We start from the raw sequence: 23692 nt of genomic DNA on the forward strand, positions 1-23692 counted from the left end.
CGCCGCGAAACCCGACGCGCTTTCGGCGTGCACGGCCGTGCAATTTCGCCCGTTCTTAACCGCCTGGCAAGTCCATCCGCCCGTGCCGTCCCGAGGCGGCCGACCACCACGCCACCCGCACCCCGTCGGCACGATGCTCGGCGCCCGGGAGCTCGACGCCGATCTCGCACGGGGTGACCGCGGCCACGACGACCTCGGCCGGCCCCGCGCAGAGCAGCTCGAGGGAGAACACCCGCCGCCGATCGAGGACGTCCGCCCCGAGGGCGCTTCGGATCCGCTCCGCCTCGCGCCGGGATTGCGGGGCGAAGCGGGCGAGCATCGATCCGCCGAGCGCGCGGACCGCGGCCGCCACGATGATCCCTTCCGGCGCGCCGCCGATGCCGAGGACGGCGTCGAGCGGCCCGTCGCCGAGCGAACCGGCATGCGATGCCCTTCCTCGCCCTGCCGCATCGCGTGCTCCCCCGTGCAGCGCCCGCAGACTGCGTTCCACTTCGCCGTGCTCGAAGGCGACGAGTTCGGCGCCGCTCGCCCGCACCGCCTCGGCGTGGGCGCGATTGCGCGGGCGCTCCTGCACGGCGATGCGCACCTCGGCGGCGGGGACGCCGCGCAGCTCGGCCGCCCGCGCCACGAGCGCGGGAACCACGGCGGGGAGCTCGCCCGCCGGGGCATCCGCCGCGCCGAGGCCCGGCACCCAGGTGACGAGCTTGTCGAGATAGTGCGCCGGGCCGATGCGCAGGAAGCCGTCGCGGCCGGTCGCCGCGGCCACGGCCATCGCGCCCGGTCGGCCGGCCGCGGCGAGCCGGGTGCCGTCCACGGGATCGACCGCGAGGTCGACGGCGACGCCACCCCGGCCGAAGCGCTCGCCCGGGCTCAGCATGGGCGCCTCGTCCTTCTCGCCCTCGCCGACGACGACACGCCCCTCGACCGGCGCCGAGGCGAGCGCGCGTCGCATGGCGGCGACCGCCGCCCCGTCGAGCGCGTCGCCGTCGCCCCCGCCGACGAGCGGCAGGCCGCCGGCCGCTGCGGCGGCGACCGCGGCGACGAGGGGTTCCGTGAGATCAGCGACATCGAGCGAAACGATCACGCCATCATCCTGGCCGACCCCCGCGCACCCCTGGGCGCGACGCGCGAACTCGGTAGACTCGAGCCGATCCCGCTGTCGTCACGAAGGAGCCTCCATGCCCATCGCAACTCCCGAGCAGTACGCCGAGATGCTCGACACCGCCAAGGCCAAGGGCTTCGCCTTCCCGGCCTTCAACGTCTCGAGCTCGCAGACGCTGAACGCGGTGCTGCAGGGCCTCACCGAGGCGGGCTCCGACGGCATCATCCAGGTCACCACCGGCGGTGCCGACTACTTCGCCGGGCACACCGTGAAGGCTCGCGCCACCGGCGCCCTCGCCTTCGCGCGCTTCGCGCACGAGGTCGCCAAGTCCTACCCGGTCACCGTCGCGCTGCACACCGACCACTGCCCGAAGCCGGCCCTCGCCGACTTCGTGTTCCCCCTGCTCGAGGCCTCCGAGGAGGCCGTGAAAGCCGGCGGCAACCCGATCTTCCAGTCGCACATGTGGGACGGCTCGGCCGTGCCGCTCGACGAGAACCTCGAGATCGCGAAGGAGATCCTGCCGCGCATGAAGGCGATCAACGCGATCCTCGAGGTCGAGATCGGCGTCGTCGGCGGCGAAGAGGACGGCGTCAAGCACGAGGGCTCGAACGAGGCGCTCTACACGACCCTCGAGGACGCGATCTCGACCGTCGAGGCGCTCGGCCTCGGCGAGCAGGGCCGCTACATGGCGGCCCTCACCTTCGGCAACGTGCACGGCGTCTACGCGCCCGGCAACGTGAAGCTGCGCCCCGCGCTCCTGAAGGAGATCCAGGACGGCCTCGCCGCCAAGTACGGCACCGGCCCGAAGCCGCTCGACCTCGTCTTCCACGGCGGCTCCGGCTCGACCGACGCCGAGATCGCCGAGGCGGTCGCGAACGGCGTCGTGAAGATGAACATCGACACCGACACCCAGTACGCGTTCACCCGCTCGATCGCCGGCTACATGTTCCAGAACTACGACGGCGTGCTGAAGGTCGACGGCGGCGTCGGCAACAAGAAGCAGTACGACCCGCGCGCCTGGGGCAAGGTGGCCGAGTCGGCGATGGCCGTCCGCGTCGGCGAGTCGACCCGCCAGCTCGGTTCGGCCGGCCAGTCGATCAGCGCCTAAGGCCGAGATGACGAACGACGAGGCCGCACGTCCCGAGACGCCGGAGCCGGGCACCCCGGCTCCCCCGTCGGCGGACGAGCGGCCTCGTCCTCGCTACGGCGAGTACGCGCCCCCGGGCTGGAGCTGGCAGCCGCCGCAGGCGGCCGAGCCGAGCGCGCCCGCCGAACCTGTGCGCCCCGAGGCATCCGCCCCGCTGCCGCAGCAGCCGACGCCGGCGGATGCCTCGGCGACCCCGGCCCGTCGCGCGCCCGGCTGGGACCGCATCCTCACGATCGGCCTGCTCGCCTTCGGCGCGTTCGGCGCCTGGAACTCGGCCGCGTCGCTGCAAGAGATCCCCCGGCAGATGCAGCTGAGCTACGACCTCATGGGCGTCGGGACGTTCACGCCGCCGGAGTGGCTGCCCACGCTCGTGCTCGTCGGCACGATCATCCAGCTCGCCCTCTACGCCGTGGTACTGGGCCTGTCGATCCTGCGGCTGCGCGCGGGGCGACTCGCCTTCTGGATCCCGCTCGCCGGCGGTGCGGCCTCCTTCGTCGTCACGCTCGTGCTGCTGTCGATCGTGATGCTGAACGATCCGACGTACGTCGACTTCGTCACGGGGGTCACCACCCCGACGCCGAGCCCGGCGCCGTAGGCCTCCCGCCTCAGGAGGCCACGGCCTCCTCCGCGTCGTCCTCGATGGGTGCGGCGAACTGCGCCTCGTAGAGCCGGGCGTACGCTCCGCCCGCCGCGAGCAGCTCGTTGTGCGTGCCCTGCTCGACGATGTGGCCGGCCTCCATCACGAGGATGAGGTCGGCGTCGCGGATCGTCGACAGCCGGTGCGCGATGACGAAGCTCGTGCGGTCGGCCCGCAGCGCGTTCATCGCGTGCTGCAGCAGCAGCTCGGTTCGGGTGTCCACGGAGCTCGTCGCCTCGTCGAGGATGAGCACCGAGGGCTGCGCGAGGAACGCCCGCGCGATGGTCACGAGCTGCCGCTCACCGGCCGAGAGGTTCGATGCCTCGTCGTCCAGCACGGTGTCGTAGCCGTCGGGCAGCGAGCGCACGAAGCGATCCACGTAGGTGGCGCGGGCGGCGTCGAGGATCTCCTCCTCCGTGGCATCCGGCCGGCCGTAGGCGATGTTGTCGCGGATGGTGCCGGCGAACAGCCAGGTGTCCTGCAGCACCATGCCCATGCGGCCGCGCAGCTCGTCGCGGGTCATCTTCGTGACGTCGACGCCGTCGAGGGTGATCCGCCCGCCGTCGAGCTCATAGAAGCGCATGATCAGGTTCACGAGCGTCGTCTTGCCCGCACCGGTCGGGCCGACGATCGCGATCGACTGCCCGGGCTCCGCGACGAGCGAGAGGTCCTCGATGAGGGGCTTCTCGGGGTCGTAGGAGAACGAGACGTCCTCGAAGACGAGCCGGCCGGACTCCTCGGCGGGCGTCTCCGGCTCGACGGGGTCGGGCACCTGCTCCTCGGCGTCGAGCAGCTCGAAGACCCGCTCGGCGCTCGCGACGCCGGACTGCAGCAGGTTGGCCATCGCGCCCAGCTGGCTGAGCGGCTGCGTGAACTGCCGGGAGTACTGGATGAACGCCTGCACGTCGCCGAGCGAGATCGAGCCGCCCGAGACCATGAGCCCGCCGACGACGGCGATGACGACGTAGACGAGGTTCCCGACGAACATCATGGCGGGCATGATGATGCCGCTCACGAACTGAGCGCCGAAGCTCGCCCGGTAGAGCTCCTCGTTCTTCTCGTCGAAGGACTGCTCGACCTCCTTCCTGCGGCCGAAGACGCGCACGAGCGAGTGCCCGGAGTACGCCTCCTCGATGCGGGCATTCAACACACCCGTGTGGGTCCACTGCGCGACGAACTGCTTCTGCGAGCGCTTCGCGATCACGGTCGTGATGAGCAGCGTCGCCGGGATCGTGACGAGCGCGATGAGGGCGAGCCACGGCGAGATGACGAACATCATCACGAGCACGCCGATGACGGTGAGCAGCGAGGTGAGCAGCTGGCTCATCGTCTGCTGCAGCGTCTGCGAGATGTTGTCGATGTCGTTCGTGACGCGGGAGAGCAGCTCGCCGCGCTGCATCTTGTCGAAGTACGACAGCGGCAGCCGGTGGATCTTCTCCTCGACCTCGCGGCGCAGCCGGTACACGGTGCGCTGCGTCACGCCGTTCAGCACGTAGGCCTGCGCCCAGCCGAACAACGAGGACAGCACGTACAGCGCGAGCACCCAGAGCAGCACGGTCGCGACGGCGCCGAAGTCGATGCCCTGGCCCGGCGTGAGGTTCAGCGAGGACAGCAGGTCGGCCTGCTGGTCCTGGCCCTGCGCGCGCAGTCCCTCGACGACCTGCTCCTTGGTGGCGCCCGCCGGCAGCTGCGCCGAGAAGAAGCCCTCGAAGATGAGGTTCGTCGCCTGCCCGAGGATCTTCGGGCCGAGCACCGAGAACACGACGCTCACGATGCCGAGCAGGATGACGAACACGACGGGGCCGCGCTCGGGCGCGAGGCGCCCCACGAGGCGCTTCGCCGAGGGGCCGAAGTTCATCGACTTCTCGGCGGGCATGCCCATGCCGCCCATCGGTCCGCCGCCCATGGGGCCCCGGCGCACCGGGGGACGCGGGGTCCTCGTCTCGCTCATGCCGCCTCCTCGACGCTCAGCTGGCTCTCGACGATCTCGCGGTACGGCTGCGAGCGTTCGAGCAGTTCGGTGTGGGTGCCGCGGTCGACGATGCGGCCGTCCTCGATGACGAGGATCTGGTCGGCGCCGGTGATCGTCGCGACGCGCTGGGCGACGACGATCATGGTGGCGTCGCCGACGGTGCGCTCGAGCGCGGCCCTCAGGCGCGCGTCGGTCGCGGTGTCGAGCGCCGAGAACGAGTCGTCGAAGAGGAACACCGACGGCCGTTTGACGAGCGCCCGGGCGATCGAGAGCCGCTGGCGCTGCCCGCCGGACACGTTCGTGCCGCCCTGCGCGATCGGCGCCTCGAGCTGCTCGGGCATCGCCTCGACGAAGTCACGGGCCTGCGCGGTCTCCAGCGCGGCCCAGAGCTCCTCGTCGCTCGCGTCGGGGTTGCCGTAGCGCAGCGTCGATGCGACGGTGCCGGCGAAGAGGTACGGCTTCTGCGGCACGAGGCCGAACTGCGCGTTCAGCACCTCGGGGTCGAGCTCGCGCACGTCGACGCCGCCGACGCGCACGCTCCCGGACGTCGCGTCGAAGAGCCGCGCGGCGAGGTTCACGATCGTCGTCTTGCCTGCACCGGTGCTGCCGATGATCGCGGTTACCTCGCCCGGGCGGGCGGTGAAGCTCACCTCGCGCAGCACGGGCTCGTCGGCGCCGGGGTACGCGAAGGTGACGTCGCGGAACTCGACGGTGCCCGGCTCGCTGAGCTCGCTCACGGGGGCGGTCGGCTCGACGACGCTCGGCTCGGTCTCGAGGATCTCGCCGATGCGTCCGGCCGAGACCGCGGCGCGCGGCAGCAGGAACGCGATCATCGTCGCCATCATGACGGCCATGAGGATCTGGATGAGGTAGCTGAGGAACGCGGTGAGCGAGCCGATCTGCATGGAGCCGTCCTCGACCCGGAACGCGCCGAACCAGAGCACGGCGATGCTCGAGAGGTTCAGCACGAGCATGACGATCGGGAACACGAGCGCGAACAGCCGGCCAGCTCTCAGCGCGGTGTCGGTGAGCTGGTCGTTGGCCTCGTCGAAGCGCTCGCTCTCGACGCCCTCGCGGACGAAGGCGCGGATGACGCGGATGCCGGTGAGCTGCTCGCGCAGCACCCGGTTCACGTTGTCGATCTTGCGCTGCATCGACTGGAACAGCGGCACCATGCGGCTGATGATGAGGCCCACCGAGACGAGCAGCACGGGTACGGCGACGACCATGATCCAGGAGAGCTGCAGGTCTTCGCGGAGCGCCATGATGACGCCGCCGATCGCGAGGATCGGTGCCGAAACGAGGATGGTGCAGCTCATCAGCACGAGCATCTGCACCTGCTGCACGTCGTTCGTCGATCGGGTGATGAGGCTCGGCGCCCCGAAGCGGGACACCTCCTGCTCGGAGAAGTCGGAGACGCGGCGGAACACGGCGCGGCGGAGGTCGCGGCCGAGGGCCATCGCCGCGCGGGCGCCGAAGTACACGGCGGCGATCGCGCAGGCGACCTGCACGAGGGTGATGGCCAGCATGATCCCGCCGAGGCGGAAGATGGTGCCGGTGTCGCCGGTCGCGACCCCGTCGTCGATGATGTCGGCGTTGAGGCTCGGCAGGTAGAGCGAGGCGATCGACTGCGCGAGCTGGAAGACGACGACGGCGACGAGGAGCGGCCAGTAGGGCCGCAGATAGCGGCGAAGCAGGGTTACGAGCACGGCTCGCTCCTCTCGGTTGCGGGAAGGTCGGCGGGGACGGACGATGACGCGGCGGCTGCGGATGACGCGGCCGCCGGGGCCGGCGGATCGTGCGCGATGCCGCGGCAGACGAGGCTCGCGAGCTCGGCGGAGTCGAGCGAGATCGTGGAGCTGAAGTGCGGCAGGGCCGAGGCGAACGCGACGACCCGCACGAACGCGAAGACGGTGGCCGGCGGCACGCGGAGGCGGTCGAGCTCGGGCGCGAGGAGCTCCGCGAAGATCGCGACGATCGCGTCGACGTTGATGTCGACCGGCGGGCGCGGGTGCGTGCCGAGGGCCGCGAAGACGCCGAAGATGCCGGCGAAGCGGTCGTGGAAGCGGTCGATGATCATCCGCACCTTGAGCTCCAGCGGCAGGGCGGGGTCGATGCGCCGGAGCTCGGCGCGGAACGGCCCCGGCTCGAGATAGGCCGCGACCGCGGCATCCACGATCGCGTCCTTGTTCTCGTAGACGCGGAAGAGCGTGCCCTCGGCGACGCCCGCCGCCTCGGCGATCTGGCGGGTGGTGACATCGCGCCCGTGCGCCATGAGCAGCGGCAGGGTCGCCCGGGCGATCGCCTCGCGGCGCTCGTCGACGGACATCGGCTTCGCCCGCCCTCTGCGGGCCTCGCTCGTCGTGGTCACGAGCGGGAGCCTACGCTGAGTGAGCGCTCACTCCAATCCTGTTCGCCGGAGGCGAAGCCGCGCGGCCGGGTCGCCGCGTGGCGCTCAGCCGTTGGCGCGCGTGCGTCCGCCGAGGGCGCGCGCGTCGCGATTGCCCGCGAGGTCCTTACGGAGCTCCTTCGGCAGCGAGAACATCAGGTCCTCCTCGGCCGTCTTCACCTCGGCGACCTCGCCGTAGCCCGCGTCGGCGAGCTCGAGGAGCACCTCCTTGACGAGCCCCTCCGGCACCGAGGCACCGCTCGTGACGCCGACCGTGGCGACCCCGTCGAGCCACTCCTGCCGGATCTCGCTCGAGTAGTCGACCCGGTAGGCGGCCTTGGCGCCGTTCTCGAGCGCGACCTCGACGAGGCGCACGCTGTTGGACGAGTTGGCCGAGCCGACCACGATCACGAGCTCCGCCTCGGCGGCGACCTTCTTGATCGCGACCTGGCGGTTCTGCGTGGCGTAGCAGATGTCGTCGGACGGGGGGTCCTGCAGGTTCGGGAAGCGCTCGCGCAGCCGGCGCACCGTCTCCATCGTCTCGTCGACCGACAGCGTCGTCTGCGAGAGCCACACGACCTTGTCGGGATCGCGCACCTCGATGTCGGGCACGTCGTCGGGGCTGTTCACGAGCGTGACGTGGTCGGGTGCCTCGCCCGCCGTGCCCTCGACCTCTTCGTGGCCCTCGTGGCCGATGAGCAGGATCTCGAAGTCGTCGCGGGCGAAGCGCACGGCCTCGCGGTGCACCTTCGTCACGAGCGGGCACGTCGCGTCGATCGCGTGCAGGCCGCGGTCGGCCGCGGCGTTCACGACCGCGGGCGAGACGCCGTGCGCGCTGAACACGATGTGCGCGCCCTCGGGCACCTCGTCGACCTCGTCGACGAAGATCGCGCCCTGCTTCTCGAGCTCGGTCACGACGTGGATGTTGTGCACGATCTGCTTGCGCACGTAGACGGGGGCGCCGTAGTGCTCGAGCGCCTTCTCGACGGCGATCACGGCGCGGTCGACGCCGGCGCAGTAGCCGCGGGGCGCGGCGAGCAGCACGCGCTTGGGTCGGCCGGCGGGGATATCCTTGAGCCGGCCTCGCACGCTCGGAATCCTCGGCATGCCGAGGCCGACCCGCGGGGCATCAATCGAGCTCGTCACGATGTCCATCCTACGTGGCCCAGGCTGACGAGCTCCCGGGAGGCAGAGTGACGCAGGCGCCGGCGACGCGCGACGAGCCCTGGCCCGTCGCGCTCCTCTCCACGAAGGTCAAGGAGTGGATCGACCGGCTCGGCACCGTCTGGGTCGAGGGCGAGATCACCCAGTGGGGAGTCTCCGCCGGCAACGTCTACGGCAAGCTCAAAGACCTCGACCAGGCCGCGACGGTGTCGTTCACGCTCTGGTCGAGCGTGCGGGCGCGGCTCTCGGAGGACTTCAAGCAGGGCGACCGGGTCGTCGCGCTCGTGAAGCCGAACTGGTGGGTGAAGGGCGGCAGCCTCACCTTCCAGGTCTTCGAGCTGAAGCACGTCGGCCTCGGCGACCTGCTCGAACGGCTCGAGCGCCTGCGCGCCCAGCTCGCCGCCGAGGGGCTGTTCGCGCTCGAGCGCAAGCGCCGGCTGCCGTTCCTGCCGGGCGTCGTCGGGCTCGTGACCGGCAAGGACTCCGACGCCGAGAAAGACGTGCTGCGCAACGCCCGGCTGCGCTGGCCCGCGGTCGACTTCCGCGTGGTGCACGCCGCGGTGCAGGGCGACCGTGCCGTGGGCGAGGTGACCCGCGCGATCGAACGCCTCGACGCCGATCCCGAGGTCGAGGTCATCATCGTGGCCCGTGGCGGCGGCGACTTCCAGAACCTGCTGCCGTTCAGCGACGAGCGCGTGGTGCGCGCGGCGGCGGCGGCCACGACGCCGATCGTGAGCGCGATCGGCCACGAGGCCGACCGGCCGCTGCTCGACGAGGTCGCCGACCTCCGCGCCTCGACGCCGACGGATGCCGCGAAGCGAGTCGTGCCCGACGTCGCCGAGGAGCTCGCCCGGGTGGGGCAGGCGCGCTCCCGGCTGACGATGCGCCTGCAGGGCTTCCTGGCCCACGAGATCGACCGCATCGGGCATCTGCGCTCGCGCCCCTCCCTCGCCGACGGCGGCTGGATCGTCGACCGCCGCGCCGAGGAGCTCACCCGCTGGGTCGCCCGCGGCACCGAACTCGTCGACCGGCTCGTCGAACGGCAGGGGCACCGCCTCGGCGAACTGCGCGGGCACCTCCGCGCCCTCTCCCCGCAGGCGACCCTCGACCGCGGCTACGCGATCGTGCAGGGCGCGGACGGGCACGTCGTGCGCGCCCCCGCCGCGGCGCCCGCGGGGGCCCCGCTTACGCTCACCCTCGCCGAGGGCACGGTCGCCGCGCGTTCCGAGGGGGCCGCGCCGGATGCCGCCGGTCGCGGCGAATAGAATGGCGGACATGCCCTCCTCCCCCGACATCGCCGAGCTCAGCTACGAGCAGGCGCGCGACGAGCTTGTGCGCGTGGTCGCCGAACTCGAGCAGGGCTCCGCGACGCTCGAGCAGTCGCTCGCGCTGTGGGAGCGCGGCGAGGCCCTCGCGGCCCGCTGCGAGGAGTGGCTGATCGGCGCGAAGGCGCGGCTCGACGCCGCCCGCGCGGGCGTCGGCGCCGAGGCATCAGCCGGGTCCGCCGCGGAGGACGAGGCCTGATGGCCGAGCGCGCCCCGCGGATCGTCGCCGAGCTCGGCCGCCCGGAGACGCCGGAGGAGACCGCCGCCCGCAAGGCCGAGAACTCCCGCAAGCACCGCCAGCGTCAGACGCTGCGCAACCTCGTGCTCGCGCTCGTCGCGAGCCTCGGGCTGATGCTCTTCATCGTGCTCATCGTGCCGCGCAGCAACACCCCGATCGAGCGCGACGTCGACGTGCCCGCCGTGGCCGAGCAGGCGCAGCCCGCGTTCTCGAACGAGCTCGCCGTGCCCGTGCTGCCCGAGGGCTGGCGCGCGAACGCCGCCGAGATCCGCACCAGCAAGGCCGACCAGGTCACCGCCTGGTACGTCGGCTACCTCACGCCCGGCGACGAGTACATCGGCATGTCGCAGGCGGTCGGTGCGAACCCGAGCTGGGTGTCGACGCAGCTCGCCCGCACCCTGCCCGTCGGCACGACCGAGATCGCCGGCGTCGACTGGACCGTGTACGACAACCGCACGAGCGACGCCGACGTCGGCAACGCCCGCTACGGGCTCGTCGCCGAGGCCGGCGAGCAGACCATCATCCTGATCGGCACCGCCTCGCCCGAGGAGTTCGCCGAACTGGCCACGGCGCTCGCGCCGACCATCACGGCGCACGGCTCCGCCGGCTCCGAGTGACCGAGCCGGCGACCGCCGCCGAACGAGAGGATCCCTCCGTGAAGAGCTCCACCCCCAAGACGCCCGCCGACACCTGGCGGGAACTGCGCGACGGCAACGCCCGGTTCGTCTCCGGCGCCCCCCTGCATCCGCGTCAGGACGTCGAGCGCCGCGCTTCGCTCGCGCACTCGCAGCGCCCGCTCGTCGCGATCTTCGGCTGCAGCGACTCGCGCCTCGCGGCGGAGATCATCTTCGACGTCGGCCTCGGCGACGCCTTCGTCGTGCGGAACGCCGGCCAGGTCGTCTCCGACTCGGCCCTCGGCTCGCTCGAGTACGCGGTGGGCGTGCTGAACGTGCCGCTCGTGCTCGTGCTCGCCCACGACGAGTGCGGCGCCGTGCGCGCCGCGATCGACTCCCAGGCCGCCGACGCGGCGCCCCTGCCCTCGTTCATCGGCGGGCTGGTGTCGAAGATCGTCCCGGCCGTGCGCAAGGTCGCCGGCGTCGGGCCGGATGCCCCGGTGGAGCCCGCGCGCATCGACGCGGGTTACGTCGGGCGCGAGCACCTGCGCAACACCGTCACCGGCCTCGTCGAGTCCTCCGAGATGATCAGCGACGCGATCGCAGCGGGTACGCTGGCTATCGTCGGCGCGAACTACCGGCTCCTCGAGGGCCGGGTCGAGACCGACATCGTCGTCGGCGCGGTCTGACCGCCGACGCCAGCCGCCAGCCGGGCCCCGCCGGAGCGTCCGGCATCGCCGATCGAAAGGGAAACACATCGTGGTGGACAACGCCGCCGACTACCGCATCGAGCACGACACGATGGGTGAGGTGAGGGTCCCCGCGAAGGCCCTGTATCGCGCCCAGACGCAGCGCGCCGTCGAGAACTTCCCGATCTCCGGCAGCGGCCTCGAGCCCGCGCAGATCGCCGCGCTCGCCCGCATCAAGAAGTCGGCCGCCCAGGCCAACGCGAAGCTCGGCGTGCTCGAGCAGGACCTCGCCGACGCGATCGTCGCGGCCGCCGACGAGGTCATCGCGGGCCGCCACGGCTTCGTCGAGCACTTCCCGGTCGACGTGTACCAGACCGGCTCGGGCACGAGCTCGAACATGAACATGAACGAGGTGCTCGCCACGCTCGCGACCGAGAAGCTCGGCCGCCCGGTGCACCCGAACGACCACATCAACGCCTCGCAGTCCTCGAACGACGTGTTCCCGACCTCGGTGCACATCGCCGTCACGGCCGCGCTCATCGACGAGCTCATCCCCTCGCTCGACCACCTCGCCGTGTCCCTCGAGGCGAAGGCCGCCGAGTGGGCCGGGGTCGTGAAGGCCGGCCGCACGCACCTGATGGACGCCACCCCGGTGACCCTCGGCCAGGAGTTCGGCGGCTACGCGCGCCAGATCCGGCTCGGCATCGAGCGCGTGCGCACGGCGCTCCCCCGCGTCGCGGAGGTCCCGCTCGGCGGCACCGCCGTCGGCACGGGCATCAACACCCCCGCGGGCTTCCCGCAGCTCGTCATCGAGCTCCTCCAGCAGGAGACCGAGCTGCCGATCACGGAGGCCGCCGACCACTTCGAGGCGCAGGCGAACCGCGACGGCCTCGTCGACGCCTCGGGCGCGCTGCGCACCATCGCGGTGAGCCTCACCAAGATCTGCAACGACCTGCGCTGGATGGGCTCGGGCCCGAACACCGGCCTCGGCGAGCTGCACATCCCCGACCTGCAGCCGGGCTCCTCGATCATGCCGGGCAAGGTGAACCCCGTCGTGCCGGAGGCCGTGCTCATGGTCTGCGCGCGGGTCATCGGCAACGACGCGACCGTCGCGTGGGGCGGCGCCTCGGGCTCGTTCGAGCTCAACGTGCAGATCCCGGTGATGGGCACCGCGCTGCTCGAGTCGATCCGACTGCTCTCGAACTCGGTGCGCGTGCTCGCCGACAAGACCGTCGACGGCCTGCAGGCGAACACCGAGCGCGCGACCGCCCTCGCCGGCATGTCGCCCTCGATCGTGACCCCGCTCAACAAGCTCATCGGCTACGAGGCCGCGGCGAAGATCGCGAAGCACTCGGTGGCCAAGGGCATCACGGTGCGCGAGGCCGTCATCGACCTCGGCTACGTGGAGCGCGGCGAGCTGAGCGAGGCCCAGCTCGACGAGGCTCTCGACCTGCTCTCCATGACGCGCCCGCCGCAGGCGAAGTAACGTCCAGCACTCGGATGCCCCGTGCCGCTCGTCGGCACGGGGCATCCGTCGTTCCGGGCCCCGTCTCAGGCGGCGGGCGCCTCGGCGGGAGCCGTCGTGTGCGGGATGATCCGGAGGCACGCGGCGATCCCCGCCACCGTCGCCACGGCGGTGAGCAGCGCACCGCTGAGCGCGGCGTCGCCGCCCGAGATCATGAACGCGTCGGCGAGCGACATGCCGAGGCTGAAGCCGGCCACGAACACCCCGAAGCCGAGGAACGCCAGCCCGGTGAGCGCGGTGCGCGCCACTCGGCGTTCGTCGAGGTTCCGCAGGATGCCGCGGGGACCGACCACGGCCACGGCGAGGAAGAGGAGTACGAGCGGGAGCCAGGACGCGGCCCAGACGAGGGCGAAGCCGACGCCCGCCGCGGGCATCTCGCCCCGGGCCTCGAGTTCCGCGTAGATCGCGCCGAGCTCGAGGCCCGGCACCTTCGCCATCGGGTTCCACACGAGGAGGTGCAGCACCGCGACGACCAGGGCGGCGGTGAGCGTCAGGGCGGCGAGGAGCGCCGAGAGCCGGGTGCCGAGCCGCGCCGGGATCCCCGGCGTCGTGCGCCGCAGGGCCGGGTCGCGCGCGATCGGCCAGGCGAGCGCCACCGCGGCGACGCCGAGCCCGGCGACGAGGCCGAGCATGAGTGCGAAGCTGAGCGCGAAGAGCGCCAGCACGACGGCGAGCACGGATGCCCCGGCGACCGCGATCCCGATCGCGAGCAGCCAGGCGACGAGCGGCCGCGGCACGGGCAGCAGGGTCCGCAGCCCGACGCTCGCCGCGATCGCGCCGAACACCAGTGCGACGACGGCGAGCCCGCCGAGGCCGATGGAGACGAGTCCGGCGAACGTCCCCGGCAGCGCCTCGCCCGGGATGAGCCATCCGCCGTTCAGCAGCACGAGCGCCGTCGCGAACCAGGCCGCGGCCCAGCGCAGCCGGCGGAAGCCCAGCTCCCCCGGCGTGAGGCCGAACGCGGCCGGGGAGCGCGGGGCGCCGAGCGCCGTCGCGTAGGCACCGCGCACGATCGCGGCGCGGGCAACGCCGAGCTCCGGGGCGTCGCGGAGCGAGCCGAGCCACTCCTCGCGGAACCGCGGACGGAGCGCTCCGGGCAGCAGCAGGACGGCACCGCCGATCCACCGCTCGGCGCTCACGCGTTGCCTCCGACTGCGACGGGCGCGAGGCCCGACCGCGAGTGCGCGGCCGCGGCGCGCCGGCGCGCGATCCGATGGGCGATGGCGGGTGCGGCGGCCTCGCGCCCGGCCGCGGTCAGGGTGTAGAGCCGCCGTCTGGGTCCGGGCCGGTCGGCGTCGAGCTCCCACTCCGACTCGAGCCAGCCGGCGCGCTCGAGCCGTTCGAGCAGCGGGTAGACGGTGCCCGCGGGCCGGCCGGAGCGCTTCACGAGGGCGAGGCCCCAGATCGGATCGGCGGCGTCGACGAGCGCTTCGAGCACGTCGGCGGTGGCGTCGGTGATGCGGGGAGACGTCATGCCTCGAACCTAGCTATATCGAGATAGCCGCGCAACACCCGCTGATTCCGGGCGTGTTTCGGCTGGTGCACGGAGCGAACGGCTCGAGCGGCGGGCGGGAGTAGCGTGGAACCATGGACCACGGAGGCATCCCCGTCACCGACCGCGCCGAGCTCGAGGACCTCATCGGCATCCCGCTCCCGGCCGCGAAGGCGAAGGAGCGCACGCGACTGCACGAGATCGACCGGGCCTTCCTCGCGGCATCCCCGCTCTGCTTCATCGCGACGGCGGATGCCTCGGGCGCCGCCGACGTCTCACCGAAAGGCGACCCGGCCGGCTTCGCGCTCGTCCTCGACGACACGACGATCGCGATCCCGGAGCGTCCGGGCAACCGCCGCGCGGACGGCTTCCACAACGTGCTCGAGAACCCGAACGTCGGGCTCGTCTTCGTCATCCCTGGGCGCGGCGACACGCTGCGGGTGAACGGTCGCGCCCGCCTCCTCCGCGACGTCCCCTACGCGGAGCGGATGACCGTCCGCGGCCACGTGCCGCGGCTCGTGCTCGAGGTGACCCTCGAGCAGGTGTTCTTCCACTGCTCGAAGGCCTTCCTCCGCTCGAAGACCTGGGACGCGGACAGTTGGACCCCCGACGCCGCGCCCCGGCGCGCCGTCATTGCGCAGGCGCTCGAACGGCCCGAGGAGTCCGTCGCCGCGCTCGAGGAGTACTACGGGCCGAGCTACGCCGAGCGCATGTACTGACGCGCCCTCGGCGGAGGAGATTCGCACGCAGGGAGGATGACTCGTGCCCGATCGTCCTCCCCGGGCACGGATCTCCTCCGCCCGCGGCCCGGTCTCGAGCGGCCGCAGCCCGGAGCCGACGCCCCGGGCTGCGGCTCCGATTAGGCGAGCTCGGTGCCGTCGAGCATCTCCGAGACGAGTGCCGCGATCGCGCTGCGCTCGCTGCGGGTGAGCGTGATGTGGCCGAACAGCGGATGCCCCTTGAGCGTCTCGATCACCGAAGCCACGCCGTCGTGCCGGCCGACCCGCAGGTTGTCCCGCTGGGCGACGTCGTGCGTCATGACGACCCGCGAGTTCTGCCCGATCCGGCTGAGCACCGTGAGCAGCACGTTGCGTTCGAGGGACTGCGCCTCGTCGACGATCACGAAGGCGTCGTGCAGCGAACGACCGCGGATGTGGGTGAGCGGCAGCACCTCGAGGATGCCCCGGTCGACGACCTCGTCGAGCACGTTCTGCGAGACAAGGGCGCCGAGGGTGTCGAACACCGCCTGCCCCCAGGGGTTCATCTTCTCGCCCTGATCGCCGGGCAGGTAGCCGAGCTCCTGGCCGCCGACCGCGTAGAGCGGGCGGAACACCATGATCTTCTTGTGCTGCTGGCGCTCGAGCACCGCCTCGAGCCCCGCGCAGAGTGCGAGCGCCGATTTGCCGGTGCCCGCTCGTCCGCCGAGCGAGAGGATGCCGACCTCCGAGTCGAGCAGCAGGTCGATCGCGAGCCGCTGCTCCGCCGAACGACCGTGCACGCCGAACACCTCGCGGTCGCCGCGCACGAGCCGCACCTCCCGCTCCCCCACGACCCGGCCGAGCGCCGAGCCGCGGTCCGAGTGCAGCACGAGACCGGTGTTGATCGGCATCCCCTCCACCGTGCTCGTCGTGAGCGTCTCGCGCTCGTACAGCCGGGCCATGTCGTTCGAGCCGAGCGTGATCTCGGCCATGCCGGTCCAGCCGGAGTCGATGGCGAGCTCGTGCCGGTACTCCTGCGCGTCGAGGCCGATCGAGGCGGCCTTGACGCGCAGCGGCAGGTCCTTCGAGACGACCGTCACCGGCACACCGTCGGCCTGCAGGTTCGCCGCGCAGGCGAGGATGCGGGAGTCGTTGTCGCCGAGCTGCAGCCCGCTCGGCAGCACCGAGGGGTTCGAGTGGTTCAGCTCGACGCGCAGCGACCCGCCCTCGCCGACCGGGATCGGGAAGTCGAGCCGCTCGTGCTCGATCCGCAGCTCGTCGAGCAGCCGCAGCGACTGCCGCGCGAAGTAGCCGATCTCGGGGTCGTTGCGCTTCGCCTCGAGCTCGGTGATGACCACCACCGGCAGCACCACCGCGTGTTCGTGGAAGTTGAACAGCGCTCGCGGATCGCTCAGCAGCACCGAGGTGTCGAGGACGTACGTGCGCTCGGCCTGCGCGAGCTTCTCGTGCTCCGCCTCCGCGTCGCGCGCCTTCGCACGCCCAGCGGAACGACCGACCGATTCAGGAGTAACCGATGACGCCACAACCGCTCCCGCCCCGAGCATTTCGCCCGGATCACGCGCCGGCCGGCGATCCTCCTACGAGCGGTCACGAGCCGACTCGAACGGGTGATTTACCCGTTGAGGCGAAGCTACGACCGTTTGGCGGGAACCCTGGAAGCGACACGCGGGCGGATATCCGGCGTTCACCTGCCTCCCGTCCTCGACAACTCAGGACGCTTCCGACCGGCGTCCGCAGCGGTCCGGGGATGCCGCGACGGCACGTGGCCCATATCCGCCACATGTTCCTGAGTTGTGTTGCCGGGGGGTCAGTAGCTGGCGGCGGTGGCGTAGGAGACGAGCGCGTCGCGCAGCATGCCGAGGGTCTCCTCGGTGGTGGCCGCGTGCACGCTCAGCCGCACCCGCCCCTGCCGGCTCGTCGCCGTCACGCCGTGGTTGTGCAGCGAGGCGGAGAGGATCGTCGCCTGCTCGGCCGGCGGCTCGAGCACGACGATGCCGGCGCGCTCGTGCTCGTCGCGGGACGAGGCCACGGCGATGGCGAACTCGTCGGCGAGCTCGATCACCCGGCTCACGCGCTCCGCGATCGCCGCGTTCACCTGCGGCACGCCGACCCGGGCCAGCTGCTCGAGCACGACCGCGAAGCGGGCCTGCGCGATCGGGTCCGGATTCGTCACCCGGAACGCCCGGGCCGATGACGCCGGCGGCGGCACCTCGCCCCAGGGCTCGTCCTCCTCCGTGCCGGTGAAGCCGGAGAAGACGGGCGTCAGCCGGTCCAGCGCGCGCTCGCTGAGCGCGAGCAAGCCCGTGCCCCAGCCCGCGCGGCACCACTTCTGGCCGCCGGTCGCGACGACGTCGGCGAGCGCCCACGGCGCGTCCACGACGCCGAAGCCCTGGATCGCGTCGACGATCAGGAGCCGATCGCCGATGACCTGGCGGATGCCCTCGAGATCGCACAGGTAGCCGGTGCGGGAGTCGACGAGGCTGACCGCGACGGCCTTCACGCTCGGGTCGAGCTGCTCGCGGATGCGCGCCGGGGTGACCTTGCCGTGGTCGGTCTCGAGCCATACCGGCGTGATCGCGTGCAGCGCCTCCTGGGCGCGCACGGCCGCGATGGGCAGGCTCGGGAACTCGCCCGCCGAGAGCAGCACGCCGCCCGTGAGCCCGAACATGGCGTGCATGAGGCCCTGCGTCGTGTTCGGCTGCGCCACGATCTGCTCACTCGGCAGCCCGAGGAGCGCGGATGCCGCGCCGCGGAGCCGGGCGTCCTGCTCGCGCATGACGTCGAGGCTGCCGTGCCTGGCGCGGCCGAGCACCTGCGCGAGCGCCAGCGTCTCCTCCGCCGCGACGGAGGCGATCGGACCGACTCGACCGTAGTCGAGATAGCCCGGCTCCTCCGTGAATCCGGCGGCGTATTCCTCGATGCTCATGGGCCCCTTCCGCAAGTCCAGCACTGAGGATAGCGCTCGGAGGGCGAACAGCGCTCGTACCGACCGCCCGGACGGCTCGGCGGCGGTTCAGCCGCCGAAGCGCCGGTGCCGCTTGGCGTAGTCGCGGAGGGCGCGGAGGAAGTCGACCTTGCGCAGATCGGGTCCGAGTGCCTCGACGAAGTAGAACTCGCTGTGCGCCGACTGCCAGAGCATGAAGTCGCTGAGCCGCTGCTCGCCCGAGGTGCGGATCACGAGGTCGGGATCCGGCTGGCCGCCCGTGTAGAGGTGCTCGCCGATGAGGTCGGGCGTGAGCCGCTCGGCCAGGTCCTCGAGGCTGCGGCCCTCGGCGTGGTGCGCGGCGACGATGGCCCGCATCGCATCCGTGATCTCGGTGCGCCCGCCGTAGCCGACGGCGAGGTTCACGTGCAGACCGCGCTTGTCGGCGGTGCGGTGCTCGGCGGCGTCGAGCGCCGCCACGAGCGGCCCCGGGAGGCCGGCGTCGCTGCCGACGTGCTGCACCCGCCAGTCCCGGTAGTGGCTGAGCTCCTCGGCGAGCTCCGCGATGATCTCGATGAGGTCGGCCAGCTCGTCAGGGGCGCGGTTGCTGAGGTTGTCGCTCGAGAGCAGATAGAGGGTGACGACGCGGATGCCGAGATCGTCGCACCACTCCAGGAACTCGCGCATCTTCGCCGCGCCGGCCCGGTGCCCGTGCGCGGCGGTGTCGTAGCCGAGCTGCTTCGCCCAGCGCCGGTTGCCGTCGATGATCATCGCGACGTGCCGCGGCACCGACCCGGGACCGAGGCCCCGCTGCAGGCGCCGTTGATACATCCGGTAGAGGAGACCGCGACCAAGGGACCGATCGCTGTTCTGCACCCGACTACGCTACCCCCACCCGGCGCCGACACTCACAGCGGATCGTGATGGGCGACGCCCTACGCTTGGCTCATGACCCCCACCGACGCGCGCGAGCCCGAAGACGTCGCCGAGCGGCTCGAGCACCCGCTCGCCGAGCTCGACGCCTCGGAGGCCGCCGTCGCCCGCGACGAGGGCCGCGGCCCCGAACTGCCGAACATCCCGCTGCTCGACGCCTCGCTCGCCAACCCGGCCGAGCTGAAGCCGAGCTGGCGCGGCTGGATCCACGCGGGCACTTTCCCGGTCACCATCGCCGCGGGCATCGTGCTCATCACGCTCGCCCACGGCGCCCCGGCGAAGTGGGCCTCGGCGGTGTTCATGCTCACCTCGATGCTGCTGTTCGGCAACTCGGCGCTCTACCACCGCTTCAACTGGAAGCCGCGCACCAAGGTCATCCTGAAGCGCATCGACCACGCGAACATCTTCCTGCTGATCGCAGGCACCTACACGCCGCTCGCGGTGCTCGCGCTGCCGCCCGAGAAGGGCTTCGTGCTGCTCGCGATCGTCTGGAGCGGCGCCCTGCTCGGCATCGGCTTCCGCGTCTTCTGGATCACGGCGCCGCGCTGGCTCTACGTGCCGCTCTACCTGCTGCTCGGCTGGGCCGCGGTCATGTACCTCGGCGACCTGCTCGCCGCGAACGTCGCGATGATGGTGCTCGTGATCGTCGGCGGCGTGCTCTACACGATCGGCGCCGTCGTCTACGGCGTGAAGCGGCCGAACCCGTGGCCCGGGCACTTCGGCTTCCACGAGATCTTCCACGTGTGCACGGTGCTGGCCTTCATGTGCCACTGGACCGCGACGCTACTGATCGCACTCGCCCCCGCCTACAACGCGGGCTGACTCGGCGGTCGCGCGGTCAGTCGCGCTTCGTGGCGCCGGGCTCGGCGGGATCCGCCGGCGCGGCGGGGCCGTCGGCGGCGCCCTCGGCCTCGGCGCGCTCCTCGGCGTCGAGCTGCTCCTGCACCTGCGCGCGGTAGTTCGTACGGCGGATGCGACGGGTCATGTCGAGGATCAGCAGCAGCACCGCGATCATCACGAGGAACGTGACGACGAAGCCCATGACACCGGGCGTCACCGTGTTCGGGTCGAACTCCTCCTTCTCTGCCGCGACGACGGCGGCGGAGAGCGCGGAAACGGCGGAGGACAGGAACATCGGGATCCCTTCAGGGGGCGGCGTTAGGCTGGATGCAGCCTAGTCGATCCACCTCGAAGGAGCCCGAGTGAGCCCTGCCGACGCCGCGGCATCCGCGCCGAGCGACGAACGGTCGCCCGCCGATGCCGACACCCCCGCGGCGCCCTCCGAGGCGATCGAGGCCCGCTACGGGCGCACGAAGCGCAACCGCTCGCGCGACCGCCTGCTGCTCGTGCTCGGGGGCGCCGTCGTCGCGATCGTGCTCGTCGCCTGGGTCGTGTGGGCCGGGCTCGACGGCAGCAAGCCGCAGATCCAGGCGACCGACCTCGGGCACGTGCTGCTGCCCGAGGAGCGGGCCGTCGAGGTGACCTGGCAGCTCTCGGTCCCCGCGGGCAATGAGACCGCGTGCATCGTGCAGGCGTTCAACGAGGACTTCACGGTCGTCGGGTGGAAGGTCGTCGAGATCCCCGCCTCGGACAAGCCGATCCGCGAGTTCACGGAGACCGTCCGCACCGCGCAGGAGGCGAACACCGGTTTGATCAACCGGTGCTGGCTCACCTAACATTGGAGATTCGCTCCGGCATCCGCCGGGGCGACACGTCTATTCCGGACGCAGTTCCGAACAGGAGTGTGCACCATGGCGCAGGACGCCACCGTCACCTGGCTGACCCAGGAGGCCTACGACCGGCTCGCCGGCGAGCTCGAGCACCTCTCCACGCACGGTCGCGAGGAGATCGCCAAGCGCATCGAGGCCGCTCGTGAAGAGGGCGACCTCAAGGAGAACGGCGGCTACCACGCCGCCAAGGACGAGCAGGGCAAGCAGGAGGCGCGCATCCGCCAGCTCGCCGAGCTGCTGAAGCACGCACAGGTGGGCGAGGCCCCCGCGTCCAAGGGCATCGTCGAGTCCGGCACCGTCATCACGGCCGTCATCGCCGGCGACGAGGAGACGTTCCTGATCGGCAGCCGCGAGATCGCGGGCGACTCCGAGCTCGACGTGTTCAGCGAGCAGTCCCCGCTCGGCGCCGCCATCCTCGGCCTGAAGGTCGGCGAGAAGACCAGCTACGAGGCGCCGAACGGCCGCGAGATCGCGGTCGAGATCGTGCGCGTCGAGACCTGGGGCGGCGAGTAGCCGACCCAGTCGACGAACGAGGGATGCCCCGGGCGAATCGCCCGGGGCATCCTGCGTCTGCGGCGCTCGCGCCGAGGCCCGTTCGTCAGTCGTCGAGGACGACGGGGGCGTAGCCCGCGCTGCGGAGCACCTCGACGACCTGCGTGCGGTGCTCGGGGCCGCGCGTCTCGACCGAGATGTCGATCTCGACCTCGGAGATCTGCAGGCCCCGGCCGTGCCGGGTGTGCAGCACCTCGACGACGTTGGCGTGCGAGCCGGCGAGCAGCTCCGCGATGCGGAGGAGCTGCCCGGGGCGGTCGGGCAGGCCGACGCGCACCGTGAGGTAGCGGCCCGAGGCGGCGAGACCGTGCGAGATGACCCGCTGCATGAGGAGCGGGTCGATGTTGCCACCCGAGAGCATGGCCACGACGGGTCCCTCGGACTGCACCGCTCCGGTGAGGAGCGCGGCCACCGAGACCGCGCCGGCCGGCTCCACGACGAGCTTCGCGCGCTCGAGCAGCACCAGCAGGGCGCGGGCGATGTCGTCCTCGCCGACGGTGACGACCTCGTCGACGGCCTCGCGGATGATGCGGAAGTTCAGCTCGCCCGGCCGGTACACGGCGATGCCGTCGGCGATCGTGGGCAGCACGGGCACCTGCACCGGCTCCCCCGCGTCGATCGAGACGGGGTAGGGCGCCGCGTTTGCCGCCTGCACGCCGATGACGCGGATGGTCCGGCCCTCGGCGGCGGCCTTCTGCTTCGCCGCGCTCGCGATGCCGGCGGCGAGGCCGCCGCCGCCGATCGGCACGACGATGGTCGCCGCGTCGGGCACCTGGTCGAGGATCTCGAGCCCGAGCGTGCCCTGCCCCGCGACGACATCGGGGTGGTCGAAGGGCGGGATGAGCACCGCGCCGGTGCGCTCGGCGTACTCGATCGAGGCCTGCTGGGTCTCGCCGAAGGAGGCGCCGGCGAGCATGACGTCGGCGCCGTACGCGCGGGTCGCCTCGAGCTTCGGCAGCGCGACGCCGACGGGCATGAAGATGGTGGCCTTGATACCGAGCTCGCGGGCGGCGAAGGCGACCCCCTGCGCGTGGTTGCCGGCGGACGACGCGACGACGCCGCGCTCGCGCTCCTCCGGGCTCAGGCTCGACATGCGGTGGTAGGCGCCGCGGAGCTTGTAGGAGCCGGTACGCTGCAGGTTCTCGCACTTCAGGTGCACGGGCGCGCCGATCACGCGGGCGAGGTAGCGGGAGGACTCCATGGGCGTCTCGCGGGCGACGCGGGCCACGATCTCGCGGGCGCGCTCGAAGTCGGCGAGCCCGGGGCCGGGGAAGGTGATGGTCACGGGGTGGGTTCTCCTCGTTGGAAGCCGGGACGCTGCGGGACGGTGCGCCAGAGGGGGGAGCTCGCGTCGGAGTCGACGGGCGGGCTGCCGCGCCGCCAGTCGCCCTTCGCGATGTAGACGATCATGACGTTGGCGACGGCGGCGATCGGCACTGCGAACAGCGCACCGGGGATGCCGGCGAGGAGCGAGCCCGTCGCGACCGCAATCACGACGCCGAGCGGGTGCACCTTGACGGCGGTGCCCATGATGAGCGGCTGGAGCACGTGCCCCTCGACCTGCTGCACGAGGAGCACGACGCCGAGCATGATGAGCGCGACGACCCAGCCGTTGTACACCAGAGCGACGAAGACGGCGAGGGCGCCAGTGGCCACGGCGCCGACGATCGGGATGAAGGACCCGAGGAAGACGAGCACCGCGATCGGGATCGCGAGCGGGACGCCGAGCAGGAGCGCGCCGAGGCCGATGCCGACCGCGTCGATGGTCGCGACGAGGATCTGCACCTTCACGAAGTTCTGCAGCGTGGTCCAGCCCGCGCGGCCGGCGCCGTCGATGGCGGCACGGCCGCGACGGGGGAAGATGCCCACGATCCAGCGCCAGATGCCGCGCCCGTCGATGAGGATGAACAGCGTCGCGAACAGGGCGAGCAGCATGCCCGCGAGGAAGTGGCCGAAGCTCGAGCCGACCGAGAGCGCGCCGCTCCACAGCACGCCCGAGTCCTCCTGGATCGCCGTGACGGCCTGACCGACCCAGTCGTTCAGCTGCGCCTCGGTGATGTGGAAGGGCCCCTCGAGCAGCCAGACCTTGAGGTCCTCCCAGGCGGTGAGCGACTGCGCGGCGAGCTCGTCGGAGCCACGGGCGATCTGCCAGATGCCGAGCGTCAGCAGACCTCCGACGACGGCGAGCATCGCCACCATCGCCGTCGTCACGGAGAGCCACTTGGGCCAGCGGTGCCGCTGCAGGAACTGGCTGAACGGCACGAGCAGGGCCGAGAGGAGCACGGCGACGAGCAGCGGGATGACGATGAGCCGGAGCTGGATGACGAGGAAGACCACGACCGCGACGACGCCGCCGACGAGCAGCAGCCGCCAGGACCAGGCCGCGGCGAGCCGCATGCCGTAGGGCACGCCCTCCCGGGCGTCGCGTTCGTCGGGAGCCTCGTGCCTCGTCGCCTCCGCGTCAGCCGATCGCGACCGTCGCAGGAACCTGCCTCGAGCCCGCCCCTTCGAGTCCTCCATCGCTCCAGTCTAAATGCGGCC

24 protein-coding genes are annotated in these 23692 nt (G+C 71.9%); 11 read left to right on the forward strand and 13 right to left on the reverse strand.

The features are described 5' to 3' along the window. Nucleotides 1-55: 55 nt before the first annotated feature. On the reverse strand, nucleotides 56-1084 hold the full coding sequence (locus ACFWE1_RS02980) for a fructose-bisphosphatase class II (protein ID WP_376932049.1): 1029 nt from the start codon (nucleotides 1082-1084) through the stop codon (nucleotides 56-58). Nucleotides 1085-1178: 94 nt separating this feature from the next. On the opposite strand from ACFWE1_RS02980, the gene fbaA reads away from it, so the two are divergent. Together fbaA and ACFWE1_RS02990 are read left to right on the forward strand one after the other, a co-directional pair. Further along, complete coding sequence (gene fbaA, locus ACFWE1_RS02985; RefSeq protein WP_243567833.1) at nucleotides 1179-2210, forward strand: class II fructose-bisphosphate aldolase; 1032 nt, start codon at nucleotides 1179-1181, stop codon at nucleotides 2208-2210. Nucleotides 2211-2217: 7 nt separating this feature from the next. Then, complete coding sequence (locus tag ACFWE1_RS02990) at nucleotides 2218-2844, forward strand: DUF6264 family protein (RefSeq protein ID WP_376932050.1); 627 nt, start codon at nucleotides 2218-2220, stop codon at nucleotides 2842-2844. Between the two features lie 10 nt (nucleotides 2845-2854). Here ACFWE1_RS02990 and ACFWE1_RS02995 read toward each other — a convergent pair whose 3' ends face one another. The 4 genes from ACFWE1_RS02995 to ACFWE1_RS03010 form a co-directional block, all read right to left on the reverse strand. Next, the gene (locus ACFWE1_RS02995; protein ID WP_376932051.1) at nucleotides 2855-4837 is read right to left on the reverse strand and encodes an ABC transporter ATP-binding protein; all 1983 of its coding nucleotides are present in this window, start codon (nucleotides 4835-4837) and stop codon (nucleotides 2855-2857) included. Further along, the gene (locus ACFWE1_RS03000; RefSeq protein WP_376932052.1) at nucleotides 4834-6567 is read right to left on the reverse strand and encodes an ABC transporter ATP-binding protein; all 1734 of its coding nucleotides are present in this window, start codon (nucleotides 6565-6567) and stop codon (nucleotides 4834-4836) included. Before ACFWE1_RS03000 ends, ACFWE1_RS02995 begins: the two co-directional genes overlap by 4 nt. Continuing rightward, on the reverse strand, nucleotides 6558-7229 hold the full coding sequence (locus ACFWE1_RS03005; protein ID WP_376932053.1) for a TetR/AcrR family transcriptional regulator: 672 nt from the start codon (nucleotides 7227-7229) through the stop codon (nucleotides 6558-6560). Before ACFWE1_RS03005 ends, ACFWE1_RS03000 begins: the two co-directional genes overlap by 10 nt. Before the next feature lie 84 nt (nucleotides 7230-7313). Beyond that, the gene (locus tag ACFWE1_RS03010) at nucleotides 7314-8354 is read right to left on the reverse strand and encodes a 4-hydroxy-3-methylbut-2-enyl diphosphate reductase (protein ID WP_189085112.1); all 1041 of its coding nucleotides are present in this window, start codon (nucleotides 8352-8354) and stop codon (nucleotides 7314-7316) included. A gap of 86 nt (nucleotides 8355-8440) precedes the next feature. Between ACFWE1_RS03010 and xseA the strand changes: the two genes are divergently transcribed. The 5 genes from xseA to ACFWE1_RS03035 all read left to right on the forward strand — a co-directional run bounded on the left by xseA (nucleotide 8441) and on the right by ACFWE1_RS03035 (nucleotide 12763). Next, a complete protein-coding gene (gene xseA / locus ACFWE1_RS03015) occupies nucleotides 8441-9676 on the forward strand; it encodes an exodeoxyribonuclease VII large subunit (RefSeq protein ID WP_376932054.1) in 1236 nt (411 codons plus the stop codon). 10 nt (nucleotides 9677-9686) lie between these two features. Further along, on the forward strand, nucleotides 9687-9935 hold the full coding sequence (locus tag ACFWE1_RS03020) for an exodeoxyribonuclease VII small subunit (protein ID WP_376932055.1): 249 nt from the start codon (nucleotides 9687-9689) through the stop codon (nucleotides 9933-9935). Then, nucleotides 9935-10591, forward strand: a complete 657-nt coding sequence (locus ACFWE1_RS03025) for a DUF4245 domain-containing protein (protein ID WP_376932056.1) — start codon at nucleotides 9935-9937, stop codon at nucleotides 10589-10591. The genes ACFWE1_RS03020 and ACFWE1_RS03025 overlap by 1 nt, the downstream gene beginning before the upstream one ends. Nucleotides 10592-10629: 38 nt before the next feature. After that, nucleotides 10630-11277 (forward strand): carbonic anhydrase, encoded by a 648-nt coding sequence (locus tag ACFWE1_RS03030; protein WP_376932057.1) that lies wholly within the window; start codon nucleotides 10630-10632, stop codon nucleotides 11275-11277. A gap of 70 nt (nucleotides 11278-11347) precedes the next feature. Next, on the forward strand, nucleotides 11348-12763 hold the full coding sequence (locus ACFWE1_RS03035) for a class II fumarate hydratase (protein WP_376932058.1): 1416 nt from the start codon (nucleotides 11348-11350) through the stop codon (nucleotides 12761-12763). 65 nt (nucleotides 12764-12828) lie between these two features. Here ACFWE1_RS03035 and ACFWE1_RS03040 read toward each other — a convergent pair whose 3' ends face one another. Further along, nucleotides 12829-13941 carry a hypothetical protein gene (locus tag ACFWE1_RS03040; protein ID WP_376932059.1) on the reverse strand — a complete coding sequence of 371 codons (1113 nt, stop codon included), beginning with the start codon at nucleotides 13939-13941 and terminating at the stop codon, nucleotides 12829-12831. Beyond that, entirely contained in the window at nucleotides 13938-14276 is a 339-nt protein-coding gene (locus ACFWE1_RS03045) for a PadR family transcriptional regulator (RefSeq protein ID WP_376932060.1), read from the reverse strand. The genes ACFWE1_RS03040 and ACFWE1_RS03045 overlap by 4 nt, the downstream gene beginning before the upstream one ends. Nucleotides 14277-14389: 113 nt before the next feature. On the opposite strand from ACFWE1_RS03045, the gene ACFWE1_RS03050 reads away from it, so the two are divergent. Beyond that, on the forward strand, nucleotides 14390-15013 hold the full coding sequence (locus tag ACFWE1_RS03050) for a pyridoxamine 5'-phosphate oxidase family protein (RefSeq protein WP_376932061.1): 624 nt from the start codon (nucleotides 14390-14392) through the stop codon (nucleotides 15011-15013). Nucleotides 15014-15153: 140 nt separating this feature from the next. On the opposite strand, the gene ACFWE1_RS03055 is transcribed toward ACFWE1_RS03050, so the two are convergent. The 3 genes from ACFWE1_RS03055 to ACFWE1_RS03065 form a co-directional block, all read right to left on the reverse strand. After that, on the reverse strand, nucleotides 15154-16536 hold the full coding sequence (locus ACFWE1_RS03055) for a PhoH family protein (protein WP_376932062.1): 1383 nt from the start codon (nucleotides 16534-16536) through the stop codon (nucleotides 15154-15156). A 284-nt stretch (nucleotides 16537-16820) separates the two neighbouring features. After that, entirely contained in the window at nucleotides 16821-17939 is a 1119-nt protein-coding gene (locus ACFWE1_RS03060; protein WP_376932063.1) for an aminotransferase class V-fold PLP-dependent enzyme, read from the reverse strand. A gap of 87 nt (nucleotides 17940-18026) precedes the next feature. Beyond that, on the reverse strand, nucleotides 18027-18812 hold the full coding sequence (locus ACFWE1_RS03065; protein ID WP_376932064.1) for an isoprenyl transferase: 786 nt from the start codon (nucleotides 18810-18812) through the stop codon (nucleotides 18027-18029). A gap of 72 nt (nucleotides 18813-18884) precedes the next feature. Between ACFWE1_RS03065 and ACFWE1_RS03070 the strand changes: the two genes are divergently transcribed. Beyond that, nucleotides 18885-19691, forward strand: coding sequence for a hemolysin III family protein (locus ACFWE1_RS03070; RefSeq protein ID WP_376932065.1), 807 nt, complete (start codon nucleotides 18885-18887; stop codon nucleotides 19689-19691). 16 nt (nucleotides 19692-19707) lie between these two features. On the opposite strand, the gene ACFWE1_RS03075 is transcribed toward ACFWE1_RS03070, so the two are convergent. Beyond that, the gene (locus ACFWE1_RS03075) at nucleotides 19708-20004 is read right to left on the reverse strand and encodes a hypothetical protein (protein WP_376932066.1); all 297 of its coding nucleotides are present in this window, start codon (nucleotides 20002-20004) and stop codon (nucleotides 19708-19710) included. 67 nt (nucleotides 20005-20071) lie between these two features. Between ACFWE1_RS03075 and ACFWE1_RS03080 the strand changes: the two genes are divergently transcribed. Next, nucleotides 20072-20545: a DUF4307 domain-containing protein gene (locus tag ACFWE1_RS03080; protein ID WP_376932067.1), complete on the forward strand. Its 474-nt coding sequence runs from the start codon at nucleotides 20072-20074 to the stop codon at nucleotides 20543-20545. Nucleotides 20546-20620: 75 nt separating this feature from the next. Beyond that, the gene (greA, locus tag ACFWE1_RS03085) at nucleotides 20621-21112 is read left to right on the forward strand and encodes a transcription elongation factor GreA (protein ID WP_376932068.1); all 492 of its coding nucleotides are present in this window, start codon (nucleotides 20621-20623) and stop codon (nucleotides 21110-21112) included. A gap of 85 nt (nucleotides 21113-21197) precedes the next feature. Here the strand turns inward: greA and ilvA are convergent, their stop codons facing one another. Together ilvA and ACFWE1_RS03095 are read right to left on the reverse strand one after the other, a co-directional pair. After that, nucleotides 21198-22436 carry a threonine ammonia-lyase gene (gene ilvA, locus ACFWE1_RS03090; RefSeq protein ID WP_376932069.1) on the reverse strand — a complete coding sequence of 413 codons (1239 nt, stop codon included), beginning with the start codon at nucleotides 22434-22436 and terminating at the stop codon, nucleotides 21198-21200. Beyond that, the gene (locus tag ACFWE1_RS03095) at nucleotides 22433-23671 is read right to left on the reverse strand and encodes an AI-2E family transporter (protein ID WP_376932070.1); all 1239 of its coding nucleotides are present in this window, start codon (nucleotides 23669-23671) and stop codon (nucleotides 22433-22435) included. The genes ilvA and ACFWE1_RS03095 overlap by 4 nt, the downstream gene beginning before the upstream one ends. Nucleotides 23672-23692: the final 21 nt, after the last annotated feature.

Origin of the sequence: Agromyces sp. NPDC060279, assembly GCF_042726785.1 — a bacterium.
In the GTDB taxonomy this organism is placed as follows: domain Bacteria; phylum Actinomycetota; class Actinomycetes; order Actinomycetales; family Microbacteriaceae; genus Agromyces.